The following is a 14,208-nucleotide window of genomic DNA, read 5'->3' on the forward strand; positions in this document are numbered from 1 at the left end:
GGCTATGCTAGAGTGATTCCATGATGCACTGCAGCGTGAGGTCACCATGCAACTCAGCGTGCTTTCCGGCAGTCGCGGCGAGATCGGCGAGGCCCATGGCCGCCTCCACGCCGCCCTGATCACCCACAGCCTCGAGGTCTACGACCGGCTGTTCCACGACTTCGTCGGCATCGGCTGGGCCGAGGCGCGCACCGCCGCCGAGGCCTTCCTGCCGATGATCGAGCGCGGCTTCCCGGCGATCCTCGACGAGATGGCCGGCATCGCCCGGGGCGCCGGGCTCGACTTCGCCGACATCCTCACCCTCAACTGCCGCAGCGAGATCTCCCTGACCCAGGCCAGCGGCGGCTGCACCGCCTTCTCGCTGCAGCGCGACGGCACCCAGTGGCTGGCCCAGAACTGGGACTGGCGCACCGACCAGCTGCACAACGTGGTGGCCCTCGAGCTGCATCCCGAGGACGCCCCGGCCCTGGTCAGCATCGGCGAGGCCGGCATGGTGGCCAAGATCGGCATGAACGATCGCGGCCTCGGGGTCTGCCTCAACGCCATCCGCTCGCGCACCTGCGGCCAGGGGCTACCGATCCACGTGGCCCTGCGCAAGATCCTCGAGAGCCCCGACCTGGAGCAGGCGGTGCGCGTCGCCACCCACGACCGGGTCTGCTCCCCCGCCCACTTCCTGCTGGCCAGCCGCGATGGCCAGGCCGCCGGCTTCGAGGTGCATCCCGGCCCCCCGGGGCGCCTGCCCTCCCATGCCGGCGCCGTGACCCACACCAACCACCTGGTCGCCGAGACCGCCACCTGCCAGGTGGAGGACTTTCCCCGCCCCGACTCCCGCGCGCGCCTCGCCCGCCTCGACCGGCTGCTCAACGAGCGCTTGCCGCTCGGCGTGGCGATCGACGAGTCGGCGCTGTTCGGCATCCTCGCCGACCACGACAACGCCCCCATGGCCATCTGCCGTCACTTCAACCCGCAGCAGCCCCCGGAAGAGCGCATGGAGACGCTGTTCGCGGTGGTCATGAACCTCAGCGAGGGCCGCCTGACCCTGCGTCACGGCAAGCCCTGCGAGAGCACCGACTCACTCACGGTCCACCTCGGCGCCACTTAGATATCCTGGCAGTGCCTGAAAAGTCGGCGAGCGAAGGTTAGGGCTAGGCCCGCTCCCGGCGGGCCAACGCATTTCCCACCTCCCTGTGGGTCACAAGGCAAAACTCGGCGAAAAAGCGGAGTTTACAGGTAGTAAATGAGCAGTTTGAGCCGATTTTTAACGCCGTATAACCGAGCGCAGCCACTTTTCGGGCATTGCCTAGGCTTTGTCCGAAAACTCGAATTTGCTAATGTCACCTATGCCTCAGCAGCATAGGTGACCCATGGCAGGACGCTACGAGATCTCCGACAACGGCTGGGCCCTCATCGAAGACATCGTCTCGCCGCCGCAGAGGACGGGCCGTCCCCGTCGCGATGACCGCCAGGTGTTGAACGGCATCTTCTGGATCCTCTGCTCGGGCGCCAAGTGGCGAGACCTGCCAGAGCGCTACGGCCCCTGGAAGACCGTCTATGACCGTTTCCGTCAGTGGCGCGATGATGGCACCTTCGAGGCAATTCTGGCGCGCCTCCAACTTCGCCTGCGAGAGGATGGCCTGATGGATCTGGACACCTGGATGATCGATTCGACATCGATCCGCGCCACCCGGGCCGCCTCTGGGGGCGGCAAAAAGGGGGACAGCACGAACCCGTAGACCATGCCCTGGGACGGAGTAGAGGCGGCCTGACGACCAAGATCCACATGCTCTGTGACCGGCATGGTTGGCCGCTGACCTTCACGCTGTCGCCGGGACAGGACTCGGATACGCGGCACTTCATTCCCACCATGGAGAACGTTCATCTGCCTGGGGCCAAGGGCAGGCCTCGCAAGCGTTGCCGCTTCATCGTGGCGGACAAGGGCTACGATAGCGACCCGCTTCGCCGCTACTGCGACCGGCATCGCATGAAGCCGATCATTGCCCGGCGCAAGATGAAGCGAAAACCGCGCCCTGGTGCTCCGAGGGGCTTTGACAAGCCCCGGTATCGGGAGCGAAACATCATTGAGCGCTGCTTCGGTTGGATCAAAGAACTACGCCGGGTCTGCACCCGTTACGACAAGTTGGCCAGCAGCTTCCGGGCCATGGTATGCCTGGCGTGCATAGACCGCTGCCTACGTGCCGACTTTCCAGACAGAACCTAGCGGCGCCAGGCGCCTAACCGCGGCACCGCGTCCAGCTCGCCCTTGAGATACTGCTCGGTGGTCACCAGGAAGAGCCGCCGGAAGAGCTCATGAATGGCCTCCTCGCGGCGCAGCGCCGCGAGTTCCGGGTCCTCGTGCCCGGCGAGGTCGGCCTTGGGGTATTCCCAGGCCATCCGCACCGAGCCGGAGCTGATGTCGCAGATCTCGAGGGTGGGATTCGCGCCGCGAAATGCCGTCTTGATGTGGTAGGCCATGCCGTCCTCTCGATCGACTCAACAAATGACAACGATTATCATTTGCAATAGTCGTCGGCCATCGCGGCCCTGTCAAGGCGAGGGGTAGCCCCGCCCTGGCCTCAGCCCGCCAGCGCCTCCTCCACCAGCGCGCGCGCCTCGGCCGTCATCGGCAGCCCCAGGGCCAGCGCATGGGCCTGGGGCGACATCTTCTTCCAGGTCATCTGCACGATGCGGATCAGGTGATCGTGGTCGATCTGCTTGGAGAAGTCGGCGAAGTAGTTCTCCAGGAACACCAGGCAGGCGCAGTCCTCCACCGCCTGGGTGCCGGCCTCGCGACCCAGCCCCTGCTTGCGGATCATCCGCGCCACCTGCTCGGCCGCCTCCTCCGGGTAGCCGGCCTCGCGCATCAGCGCCGCGGTGGTCTCGCCGGCCCGCTTGCCCTGGTCGCGCCGCCAGGTGAGATAGCCCACCCGGCCCTCGGGATAATCGCTGCGCGGCACCTGCCAGCGCTGCAGGTGCTGGCCGCGCACCGCCAGGCGCACCAGCTCGTCGGGGGAGGCGTCCAGCCGCTCCAGCCAGGCGCTCATGCGCCCGGCATGCCACAGCTCCATGGGCAGGGACTCGCCGTCCACCGTCACCCGGCGAGGATCCTCCGCGTGCAGGGCATCCAGAGCGGCGAGGGTCTGGTCGTAGGGAGACGTCGACGTCATGGGGACTCCTTCTGGCTTCACTATCGTCGTTATGCCTCCATGAAAGCACGTCTCGGGCGAGATGGCAGCCGAATGCGGGCATGCCGTCATATCGAGGGTAGGCCTGCGAGGCGAACCCGAGTCGGGCATCACCGTTCAAGGCCGGTGAACAAGAAAATCCAGCCGGGTTATCCCCGCGGCTGCGGGGACCGGTGGTCCCCGGCGTCGGTAATGGCGTGCTGTTGCGGATTATCCCCGCGCCTGCGGGGACCGGGCGAGTAAGGACGAGTCCACGCTGGAGAAGCACGGGTTATCCCCGCACCTGCGGGGATCGGCTGCTCGCATCCAATGGGGCTTTGTCTTATGACGGGTTATCTCCGCGCCTGCGGGGACCGGGGCCGGCATCGAGTCCCGCCCCCCGAAAGCCCCGGGTTATCCCCGCACCTGCGGGGACCGGTTGTGGTAAAGAAAATCGACAGGCTTAGGCTCCGGGTTATCCCCGCACCTGCGGGGACCGGCTCAAGCAGCACATCGAGACCGAGTATGAATGCGGGTTATCCCCGCACCTGCGGGGACCGGGCGCATTCACCATGGCGGAACTCCTCGAGGGCCGGGTTATCCCCGCGCCTGCGGGGATCGGTTGCTACCCAGGACGTGGTGCTTATCACTGGGCGGGTTATCCCCGCGCCTGCGGGGATCGGATCTCGCCCGGCGCCGCCCTCGACCTCTACAACGGGTTATCCCCGCGCCTGCGGGGACCAGCGCACGGCACGGTTGACGGCGGCCGTGGCCTCCGGGTTATCCCCGCACCTGCGGGGACCGGAAGACGGGATCTTCGGTCGGCGGGCGTATAGCCGGGTTATCCCCGCACCTGCGGGGACCGGGGGCCATCAGGTAACCTCCACTGTCAGGGTGTCGGGTTATCCCCGCACCTGCGGGGACCGGATGAAGGTGATGTCGTCGTTCTTGACCATGGTCGGGTTATCCCCGCACCTGCGGGGACCGGAGGGCGGCGGCCACGGCCTTGGCATATTGCGCCGGGTTATCCCCGCACCTGCGGGGACCGGGAGCTGGGCGCCCTGGTGTCGGCCATGCACCGCGGGTTATCCCCGCACCTGCGGGGACCGGCAGCGCACCCGGTCCTTGAAGGTGTCGCTGACCGGGTTATCCCCGCACCTGCGAGGACCGGTTCATTTTCGTGCCGGGGTAGAACACCGGGATCGGGTTATCCCCGCACCTGCGGGGACCGGCCCCGCGTGACTGAGACGGATATGGACCTGGTCGGGTTATCCCCGCACCTGCGGGGACCGGCGCGCAGAAAGACTGCCGCTGGCGCTCGCCGGCGGGTTATCCCCGCACCTGCGGGGACCGGATGTAGTCGTACTGCGGGCCGGTGGGCTCAACCGGGTTATCCCCGCACCTGCGGGGACCGGCTTCGCATGTGGAAGCAGCGTGTCCACGCCGTCGGGTTATCCCCGCACCTGCGGGGACCGGCCCATGATCGAGCGCAGTACCGCCGCCTCGGTCGGGTTATCCCCGCACCTGCGGGGACCGGGCGATCAGCGAGTCGGCGATGTCGTTTGCCGGCGGGTTATCCCCGCACCTGCGGGGACCGGCAGACCGACGACACCAAGTGGACCTATGACGGCGGGTTATCCCCGCACCTGCGGGGACCGGGGGCTCGACCACGCGCCGGACGCCGGCGGCTACGGGTTATCCCCGCACCTGCGGGGACCGGTCGCCTTCAGCGAGACCCTCGCCTACTACCAGCGGGTTATCCCCGCGCCTGCGGGGACCGGCGGCGCCCAGGTGTCGCGCCTGAGATATGTAGCGGGTTATCCCCGCGCCTACGGGGACCGGGAATCGGTCAAGCTGTCGGCGGTCGTCTCAACCGGGTTATCCCCGCGCCTGCGGGGACCGGGTGTGTCGTGCGGGCCATGGCCAAACGCTCGGCGGGTTATCCCCGCGCCTGCGGGGACCGGGGGGCTTCATCCTCAAGGCAGACTCGATAAGCTCCGTTATCCCCGCGCCTGCGGGGACCGGGGGGCATCACCGAGGCGGCTGATATTCCACTGGAAGTTATCCCCGCGCCTGCGGGGACCGGGGCCAGGGTGATGAAGTCGGCCAGCCGGTCGCCGGGTTATCCCCGCGCCTGCGGGGACCGGTGGCTGCCACTGCCGGGGTGAGCTTCGAGGAGCGGGTTATCCCCGCGCCTGCGGGGACCGGTCGTTGCTGTCGGCCAGCAGGGCGGCCACCAGCGGGTTATCCCCGCGCCTGCGGGGACCGGCTGACCGAATACCTCGACCGCTGCTATCAGCACTTGTTATCCCCGCGCCTGCGGGGACCGGCTACGCATGAGCTTCGAGCAGGACATGAAGCGCGGGTTATCCCCGCGCCTGCGGGGACCGGCGGTTCAGCGAAGGCGGCAGCGCGATCTACCACGGGTTATCCCCGCGCCTGCGGGGACCGGATCATCTCCAGCTTCTGCTCGTAGGCCAGCGGCGGGTTATCCCCGCGCCTGCGGGGACCGGGAGGGTCGGGCGGTCCTGCTGTTGATCTTCGGCGGGTTATCCCCGCGCCTGCGGGGACCGGGAGGTGATCGAGCCCCGGGTCAGCCGTTCCCACGGGTTATCCCCGCGCCTGCGGGGACCGGCTCGAGGTGGATCTCGTCCAGCTCGCCCAGGGCGGGTTATCCCCGCGCCTGCGGGGACCGGGGCGTCAGGGGCGGCGCCAAGAAGGGCGACGTCGGGTTATCCCCGCGCCTGCGGGGACCGGCCTCTCGGACCATCTGACCCAGCCCGCGCAGCCGGGTTATCCCCGCGCCTGCGGGGACCGGCAACGGTTGACGCCTTGACGGTGGCCCGCTACCGGGTTATCCCCGCGCCTGCGGGGACCGGCGGCGAGAACCCGGGGGTCTTCGAGGGCCTGCCGGGTTATCCCCGCGCCTGCGGGGACCGGGAGGCCGAGTGCCATGGCCTCGACCCTGACGACGGGTTATCCCCGCGCCTGCGGGGACCGGACGCTCCGCGCAACATACCGGACGCCTGGCGCCGGGTTATCCCCGCGCCTGCGGGGACCGGCATGGGTCAACCTCCAGGGTCAGGCCGGGGATCGGGTTATCCCCGCGCCTGCGGGGACCGGACTTGCTGGAATGCCTGCTCGATCGTCTGGACCGGGTTATCCCCGCGCCTGCGGGGACCGGCGCTCGCTCACCCTGCACGGCAATCCGGTACTCGGGTTATCCCCGCGCCTGCGGGGACCGGGCGCGTGTACTATACCGCCTGATCCTCAAGAACGGGTTATCCCCGCGCCTGCGGGGACCGGGTGAAATGGCCACCTCAACAATGTATGAAATTCGGGTTATCCCCGCGCCTGCGGGGACCGGGTTCCGATCTCCTTGGGCGTCACAGGAGGGTACGGGTTATCCCCGCGCCTGCGGGGACCGGATGGCCATGATCAGGGCCACCGCGCCGTCGATCGGGTTATCCCCGCGCCTGCGGGGACCGGGAACTATTCGATGCTTATAAGTCGGCCACGGCTGGGTTATCCCCGCGCCTGCGGGGACCGGTGGTTCAGTTTCTGGCTATTTGCTCTATGGTTCGGGTTATCCCCGCGCCTGCGGGGACCGGATAAAACCCCCGACCGAAGCCGGGGAATAAAACGGGTTATCCCCGCGCCTGCGGGGACCGGAGCTCAGCATCCGTGGCGCCCAGCAAGCACAGCGGGTTATCCCCGCGCCTGCGGGGACCGGGACCTCCGCCAACTCAGCGGCTTCGCTGCGGGCGGGTTATCCCCGCGCCTGCGGGGACCGGCGCAGCAGATCGAACGGCGTCAGGCTGGAGAACGGGTTATCCCCGCGCCTGCGGGGACCGGCTTCAAAGTTGACGAGTCTGTTCCTGGGGGATCGGGTTATCCCCGCGCCTGCGGGGACCGGATCACCTGGTGACGGATCAGGCGCTCGAGCAGCGGGTTATCCCCGCGCCTGCGGGGACCGGGCTGACCAATCAGGTCGCGGAGTTGCATAAGTTGGGTTATCCCCGCGCCTGCGGGGACCGGCTTGTTGGTGCGCATCCGGCTGACCGAGTAGGCGGGTTATCCCCGCGCCTGCGGGGACCGGATCATCTCCAGCTTCTGCTCGTAGGCCAGCGGCGGGTTATCCCCGCGCCTGCGGGGACCGGGAGGGTCGGGCGGTCCTGCTGTTGATCTTCGGCGGGTTATCCCCGCGCCTGCGGGGACCGGGAGGTGATCGAGCCCCGGGTCAGCCGTTCCCACGGGTTATCCCCGCGCCTGCGGGGACCGGATGATGCCCGGCTGGCAGCGCTGGCGGCCCACCGGGTTATCCCCGCGCCTGCGGGGACCGGTTGCCGTAGACGTCGCGCTGCACCAACGTCAACGGGTTATCCCCGCGCCTGCGGGGACCGGGCTTGCCCAGCCTCCCACATTTGCCTCCTGAGCGGGTTATCCCCGCGCCTGCGGGGACCGGAGGACCGCGCTGTTTTCCCCCAGGGTGACCAGCGGGTTATCCCCGCGCCTGCGGGGACCGGGTCTGCTGTCTGCGTCCCACACGTCCCTGAATTGGGTTATCCCCGCGCCTGCGGGGACCGGGCGTTCAAGTCCACCAGGTACTCGTCGACGAACGGGTTATCCCCGCGCCTGCGGGGACCGGGGCTACCACGGCGACGTCTACCTCGACGAGTACGGGTTATCCCCGCGCCTGCGGGGACCGGGGTCTCGTCCCAGACACCCCACTGGCTGGAAAAGGGTTATCCCCGCGCCTGCGGGGACCGGGGTAGATGGTCTGGCGCTCTACCGGGGCCAGCGGGTTATCCCCGCGCCTGCGGGGACCGGCGGGGCCGCAATGGCTTCACCTTCTCCGCCGACGGGTTATCCCCGCGCCTGCGGGGACCGGGCAAGGAGAGGATGCCCGAGAGTAAGCCGGGGCGGGTTATCCCCGCGCCTGCGGGGACCGGTGCGGGCGCACGGACTCTCCGAGGCAGAGGGGCGGGTTATCCCCGCGCCTGCGGGGACCGGCCACATCATCGCCAGCCGGCAGCCTGGCAGAACGGGTTATCCCCGCGCCTGCGGGGACCGGACCCCCTTATTCGATCGCGCGCCACCTGGCGCCGGGTTATCCCCGCGCCTGCGGGGACCGGAACGCCGGCGGCGACGCGGCCGAAGCCATCGCCGGGTTATCCCCGCGCCTGCGGGGACCGGGAGCCAACCATGGGCATCTTCGATTCCGACATCGGGTTATCCCCGCGCCTGCGGGGACCGGGCCGCTGTGCTTCTCCTGGGCGCATTGACCGCCGGGTTATCCCCGCGCCTGCGGGGACCGGCGTTCCATTTCGGCCAGCGCCAATGCAACAGACGGGTTATCCCCGCGCCTGCGGGGACCGGATACGCCACTCTCGAGCCGTCTGGTTCGCCACCGGGTTATCCCCGCGCCTGCGGGGACCGGACCGCCGAGGATCTCCAGGCGGTGATCGAGGGCGGGTTATCCCCGCGCCTGCGGGGACCGGACCTTCCCCGCCTCCGTGCAGAACCCGCCGACCGGGTTATCCCCGCGCCTGCGGGGACCGGCATCCAGTCGTCGTATGTCATGATCATGCCGCCGGGTTATCCCCGCGCCTGCGGGGACCGGTGGGCCGACTGGTATCGCGAGGGGTTTACAGCCGGGTTATCCCCGCGCCTGCGGGGACCGGTTGTTCTCGACCAGGCCGAGCTTGTCACCGTCCGGGTTATCCCCGCGCCTGCGGGGACCGGGATGCCCGATGATTCGCGTAGTGAAACGCCTGCGGGTTATCCCCGCGCCTGCGGGGACCGGCAGGCCCGCAGGATGTTGAGCATGAAGGCGGTCGGGTTATCCCCGCGCCTGCGGGGACCGGTTCGCCTCGGTCCTGAGCGAGCCGGGGCTGAACGGGTTATCCCCGCGCCTGCGGGGACCGGGCCTCGACCTCCTCGGCCAACTCCTCGCGCCACGGGTTATCCCCGCGCCTGCGGGGACCGGATGGCCATGATCAGGGCCACCGCGCCGTCGATCGGGTTATCCCCGCGCCTGCGGGGACCGGGCTTCGAGGGCAATGCAGGCGTTGCCGGCATACGGGTTATCCCCGCGCCTGCGGGGACCGGCCGATGACCGACATCGACGGCGTACAAGATCACGGGTTATCCCCGCGCCTGCGGGGACCGGGCGTTTGCGTGAGTCGATGCAGACTGCATAAGCGGGTTATCCCCGCGCCTGCGGGGACCGGTACGGGCGCCTGGACGAGGCCGGTTACATCACCGGGTTATCCCCGCGCCTGCGGGGACCGGGACGACCCGCCCAGCGATGGGCGCTTCATGCGCGGGTTATCCCCGCGCCTGCGGGGACCGGGCCAGCGAGGAAGGCAGTCAGAGCGCCATGGACGGGTTATCCCCGCGCCTGCGGGGACCGGCGGTCCACCCAGCCGGTGAACAGCGGCACCAGCGGGTTATCCCCGCGCCTGCGGGGACCGGGGCGACGAGCATTACGGCAGCGTCGAGGCGCTGCGGGTTATCCCCGCGCCTGCGGGGACCGGGGCAACGCCATCGGCGCCGTGCTCGACAAGTACGGGTTATCCCCGCGCCTGCGGGGACCGGGCCGGCTACCGCATCCGAGTGACGAGCCCCGTCGGGTTATCCCCGCGCCTGCGGGGACCGGATTTCATCCTGACGTGCCAGAACCCTAAACAGCGGGTTATCCCCGCGCCTGCGGGGACCGGTAGTAATTCCAAGAGAAAAACGAGATCAACAGCGGGTTATCCCCGCGCCTGCGGGGACCGGGCGGTCGACCCGGCCTATCGCCGCGCGCCGAGCGGGTTATCCCCGCGCCTGCGGGGACCGGTAGCTCGTCAGCGTCGATGGCCACGTAGCCATCGGGTTATCCCCGCGCCTGCGGGGACCGGATGATACGTTTCAACCAGGTTTTTCACGTGAGCGGGTTATCCCCGCGCCTGCGGGGACCGGTTACTTGCAGTTACACCAGTAACAGTCTTAAACGGGTTATCCCCGCGCCTGCGGGGACCGGGAAACCTATGGCGCCGGCGACGGCTCGACCACCGGGTTATCCCCGCGCCTGCGGGGACCGGTCCTCCTTGATCACCTCCTCGGTGATGGCCATCGGGTTATCCCCGCGCCTGCGGGGACCGGACATCGGCCGGTCGCCGGTACCCGGTGATGGCCGGGTTATCCCCGCGCCTGCGGGGACCGGTGCCGCCGATGCAGCGGAATCGGGCTGCCATGCGGGTTATCCCCGCGCCTGCGGGGACCGGGCCGGCTAGGCTGGATCGCATGGCGGCTCAGTCGGGTTATCCCCGCGCCTGCGGGGACCGGACGACGTTCGGCGCCGGCGACGGCTTCAACACCGGGTTATCCCCGCACCTGCGGGGACCGGGGGAGTGGTGGTGCAGAAGGTGCGGGTGGCGGCGGGTTATCCCCGCGCCTGCGGGGACCGGTTGCGCTGTCACGGAACTGCTCGGGCGTATAGCGGGTTATCCCCGCGCCTGCGGGGACCGGACCAAGCCGTCTGATATCCACCAAATGCAAGCCGGGTTATCCCCGCGCCTGCGGGGACCGGTGGCAGGAGGTCGGCCTGGTGGAGCGCGGCACCGGGTTATCCCCGCGCCTGCGGGGACCGGCGGTCGTACTGCGAGACCAGGGCCTCGGTGCGCGGGTTATCCCCGCGCCTGCGGGGACCGGGAATCCGCCGCTTCCGTCTCGACCGTATCCGGCGGGTTATCCCCGCGCCTGCGGGGACCGGGCCGTCATGTTGTCCTGCGGCACGACGTAGGCCGGGTTATCCCCGCGCCTGCGGGGACCGGCGCAGCGTCGCCTTGAGCCCGGCGGCCTGCTCCGGGTTATCCCCGCGCCTGCGGGGACCGGTCGACGCCGCGGCGGGCGAACGACTCGCCGGGCGGGTTATCCCCGCGCCTGCGGGGACCGGGCCACGGTCAGGCCGGCCAGCTTGGCGATGCGCGGGTTATCCCCGCGCCTGCGGGGACCGGGGCCTGGCCGACCACCCGGCGGCGGCGCACTGCGGGTTATCCCCGCGCCTGCGGGGACCGGGCAATCGACCAGGCTACCCTGGCGGCCGGATACGGGTTATCCCCGCGCCTGCGGGGACCGGTGGGGCGCATCGTCCGAACCATCGGGCTCCGGCGGGTTATCCCCGCGCCTGCGGGGACCGGGAGGTCGAGCTGCTCTGGCAGCGGGCCGCCACCGGGTTATCCCCGCGCCTGCGGGGACCGGACTAATTGTAGCCACTTGTTTACAAAGAAGAAAATCGCCAGCGGAGTTTCCACCGGCGATTTTGCTTACTTTTTAACCAGACTACATTGTTAAAGATCCTGAAAAATCAGTCAGTTGGCGGAGGAGGAAGAAAACGCACCAGCCGTAGACCGTCATGATCGATTGGCTCGCGGCGATTCTCGCCATAGGTCTGGAATTCAAAGCCGGACTCATGGTTGCTGGCCCAGGCCATGGCGACATTGCCCTCCTCGGCCAGTGCATCGATCTGTTCCCAGATCATCTCGCGTACGCGCTTGGTGACATCGCCGACGTAGACGCCGGCACGAATCTCCAGCAGCCAGACGGCGAGCCGGCCGCGCAGGCGCGGCGGCACCGCCTCGGTTACCACGACCAACATCGCCATATCACTTGCTCCGGTGCCCCTGGTCGCCGACGGACTCCGGCTCGGGGATCGCCGGCGGCATGGCCTCGGGCGCCGGGGGCGGAGGATTGATCTCACCGGCCGCCAGCACCTCCTCTATCATCGGGATCAACCGCTGCAGCAGCTTCGTTTGCTTGAAGGCATCGCGACAGGCGATGCGAACCTCGCGTTCGGGCGCCACCGGACTGCGCGCCGCCACCCGAAAGGCCGCGGGCACTACCGTCTCGAATTTCACGATATCCGCGACATCGTAGACAAAACTCTGCGGTTTGCCGGTATGCAGGAAGCCGATGGCCGGCGCATAGCCCGCTGCCAGGATCGCCGCCTCGGTGATGCCGTAAAGACAGGCCGTCGCCGCGGACAGGCACTGGTTGGCCACGTCCGAGGCATCCCACTGAGTCGGGTCATAGCGCCTTCCCTGCCATTTGACACCGTACTGCCTGGCGAGCAGTTGATAGGTCTTGCGCACCCGAGCGCCTTCCATGCCTCGGAGCTGATCGACGCTGCGCCGCGAGGGCGGTGGCTCCCCGAAGCGAAGCTCGAACATCTTGCGCACGACCTTGAGCCGCAGCGAGTCGTCCAGCGCCAACTGCGCCTGATAGAGCAACTTGTCGGAGCGCGCCCCGCCGGGCTGACCGGCGCTGTAGAGGCGAACCCCGGCATCGCCGACCCAGATCAGCAGGGTGCCGACGACCGATGCCAGCTTGACGGCGGCGTGCGAGATCCGGGTACCCGGCTCCAGCAACAGGCAGGCCACCGAACCGATGGGGATGTGCTTGCGCTCCCCGTTGACCTCGTCGATGACGACGAAGGCGCCATCGCGCACGTCGATCTGCCCCATGCCGACGAAGATCATCGACATGCGGTCCTTCTCAGGGATGGGCTTGAGCGGAATGAATCCCATCTCGGCCTCCTTGCCCGGTGTCGATCAGGGTCGGCGCAGCAGCATCAGGCCACAGCCGAAGGCCTTGGCTCGCCCGACGCCCTGAGCCAGCGTTTCGGTCAACCGACCCGGGTCGGTGACCTCCAGCAAGCCTTCATAGTCGACGCTGGAAAAGCGGATGGGACGGCCCTTGTCCTTCGGCAAGGCATGCTGACGATAGGCTCCCACTTCGGGCTCGACCGGCAAACGGAATCCCCAGGATTCGGCACGCTCTGCCAGCCACCCATGAGCGGCCCCATCCATCGCCTCGATACAGGCCTGGCTTTTCCTGTCACCACCTGCCTCGAAGGGATACTTGGCCGCCATCAAGACATCGGCACGCTGCCCCCGCTTGCCCGCCACCGACTTCGCCACGGTAGGATTGGCCCGCAGACGAAAGGCGAGCCGATCCCCGACTTCCAGCGCCGGGGAAAAAGCCTTGCACTGCGCCTCGAGCAAGCCGGGAATCGGCACAGGCTCGCGGTCGGACAGCACATAGAACAGCGGCAAGCCCCGCGGCGCTCCGCCGTCCTCGGGCTCTTCCATTTCCTGGCGAAACAGGAACGGCCGTGCCCCCTGATGCTCAGGGAACAGACGCCATAGCAGTTGGTGGGCGGCATAGGCTCGCCCGTCCATGATGTCGAACAAGGCCCCTCGGGAAAGGCCGTTGAGGTCGACACGTACTCGAGAAAGGTACATCAGCGCTCCTCCCTTGCCCGTACCACGCGGCGGTATTCAACGCGCGGCCCGAACTGCCAGCGACGGCGATTGAGCGGCATATCCCAGACCTCGCTGGACTCCACGCCCTGACCGTTGCCATCCAGGGCCTTGGCAGTTCCTTCCCAGGCATAGAGCGCGTTTTCCGGCAGTCTCAGGGCCTTTCGCTCCTCTTCCTGATCCTTCCCACATAGCGGGGGAAAATCGGTGTCCAGGGCATCCCGCAGCTGGTCGAACGTCTCCCGGCGCGGCGCCAGCGGCGCCGCCGGTGGGCACGCCTTGCGCCCCAGATAGAGCGTGAAGCGCGGCGTCTCGAGCGCCTGCTCCAGGTCTTCGAGTGTCAACTCCGCCTGAGGCGTCAGCCAGACGGCGACGGTCCAGAGCCCGTCGCAGCGGTAATCACGGCTGGAGAGGATGGTGTTGATGACCTTGCGTGGAGCGCTCAATTCATCCCGCCGGGTGCGGTACGTCACCTTGGATTGCGACGCCGGCACCTGCACGGTGTGATAGTCACGCATCAGGCTACCGGGGGAGCGCTGCTTGATGGCAACCCCGACGCTATCGCGCAGTTGGCGCTGCCCCTCATCGTCATCCCGACGCACCCCCAGCGCCGCACCGAGAAGCCCGATGATGGCGCTGCGCCCCGGGTAGGTGGCGGTGGGGCGCGACTCGCCCACCGCCGCCTCACCCCAGCTCGCAAGCGGCGCATAGAGCCGAAAGACCAGATACTCCGTCATGTC

General features: G+C 68.5%; 8 protein-coding genes and 1 CRISPR repeat array. Of the genes, 2 read left to right on the top strand and 6 right to left on the bottom strand.

The window, feature by feature from the left end; translation table 11 throughout:
• The first annotated feature begins 46 nt into the window (after positions 1–46).
• Positions 47–1,102 (top strand): C45 family autoproteolytic acyltransferase/hydolase, encoded by a 1,056-nt coding sequence (locus tag OCT48_RS18490; RefSeq protein WP_263590592.1) that lies wholly within the window; start codon positions 47–49, stop codon positions 1,100–1,102.
• Between the two features lie 262 nt (positions 1,103–1,364).
• A protein-coding gene (locus tag OCT48_RS18495; protein ID WP_263589241.1) for an IS5 family transposase occupies positions 1,365–2,218 on the top strand; the annotation gives its coding sequence in 2 pieces (ribosomal slippage) (positions 1,365–1,707 and positions 1,707–2,218; 855 coding nt in all).
• Here the strand turns inward: OCT48_RS18495 and OCT48_RS18500 are convergent.
• The 6 genes from OCT48_RS18500 to cas5e form a co-directional block, all read right to left on the bottom strand.
• A complete protein-coding gene (locus OCT48_RS18500) occupies positions 2,215–2,472 on the bottom strand; it encodes a hypothetical protein (protein ID WP_263590593.1) in 258 nt (85 codons plus the stop codon). The two genes, OCT48_RS18495 and OCT48_RS18500, sit on opposite strands and share 4 nt — an antisense overlap.
• A gap of 101 nt (positions 2,473–2,573) precedes the next feature.
• On the bottom strand, positions 2,574–3,164 hold the full coding sequence (locus tag OCT48_RS18505) for a DUF4202 domain-containing protein (RefSeq protein ID WP_263590594.1): 591 nt from the start codon (positions 3,162–3,164) through the stop codon (positions 2,574–2,576).
• 163 nt (positions 3,165–3,327) lie between these two features.
• A CRISPR array of direct repeats spans positions 3,328–11,408; the repeat unit is 29 nt; unit sequence CGGGTTATCCCCGCGCCTGCGGGGACCGG.
• 106 nt (positions 11,409–11,514) lie between these two features.
• Positions 11,515–11,811, bottom strand: a complete 297-nt coding sequence (gene cas2e / locus OCT48_RS18510; protein WP_263590595.1) for a type I-E CRISPR-associated endoribonuclease Cas2e — start codon at positions 11,809–11,811, stop codon at positions 11,515–11,517.
• A 1-nt stretch (position 11,812) separates the two neighbouring features.
• Positions 11,813–12,733 (bottom strand): type I-E CRISPR-associated endonuclease Cas1e, encoded by a 921-nt coding sequence (cas1e, locus tag OCT48_RS18515; RefSeq protein ID WP_263590596.1) that lies wholly within the window; start codon positions 12,731–12,733, stop codon positions 11,813–11,815.
• A 24-nt stretch (positions 12,734–12,757) separates the two neighbouring features.
• Positions 12,758–13,450, bottom strand: coding sequence for a type I-E CRISPR-associated protein Cas6/Cse3/CasE (gene cas6e / locus OCT48_RS18520; RefSeq protein WP_263590597.1), 693 nt, complete (start codon positions 13,448–13,450; stop codon positions 12,758–12,760).
• On the bottom strand, positions 13,450–14,205 hold the full coding sequence (cas5e, locus tag OCT48_RS18525) for a type I-E CRISPR-associated protein Cas5/CasD (protein WP_263590598.1): 756 nt from the start codon (positions 14,203–14,205) through the stop codon (positions 13,450–13,452). The genes cas6e and cas5e overlap by 1 nt, the downstream gene beginning before the upstream one ends.
• Positions 14,206–14,208 lie beyond the last annotated feature (3 nt).

This window comes from Halomonas sp. M4R1S46 (genome assembly GCF_025725685.1).
In the GTDB taxonomy this organism is placed as follows: domain Bacteria; phylum Pseudomonadota; class Gammaproteobacteria; order Pseudomonadales; family Halomonadaceae; genus Halomonas.

Excerpts from the sequence above, each read along its gene's own strand:
- cas6e (WP_263590597.1), bottom strand. The coding sequence starts at position 13,450 with ATGTACCTTTCTCGAGTACGTGTCGACCTCAACGGCCTTTCCCGAGGG.
- cas5e (WP_263590598.1), bottom strand. The coding sequence starts at position 14,205 with ATGACGGAGTATCTGGTCTTTCGGCTCTATGCGCCGCTTGCGAGCTGG.
- OCT48_RS18500 (WP_263590593.1), bottom strand. The coding sequence starts at position 2,472 with ATGGCCTACCACATCAAGACGGCATTTCGCGGCGCGAATCCCACCCTC.
- cas1e (WP_263590596.1), bottom strand. The coding sequence starts at position 12,733 with ATGGGATTCATTCCGCTCAAGCCCATCCCTGAGAAGGACCGCATGTCG.
- OCT48_RS18505 (WP_263590594.1), bottom strand. The coding sequence starts at position 3,164 with ATGACGTCGACGTCTCCCTACGACCAGACCCTCGCCGCTCTGGATGCC.
- cas2e (WP_263590595.1), bottom strand. The coding sequence starts at position 11,811 with ATGGCGATGTTGGTCGTGGTAACCGAGGCGGTGCCGCCGCGCCTGCGC.
- OCT48_RS18490 (WP_263590592.1), top strand. The coding sequence starts at position 47 with ATGCAACTCAGCGTGCTTTCCGGCAGTCGCGGCGAGATCGGCGAGGCC.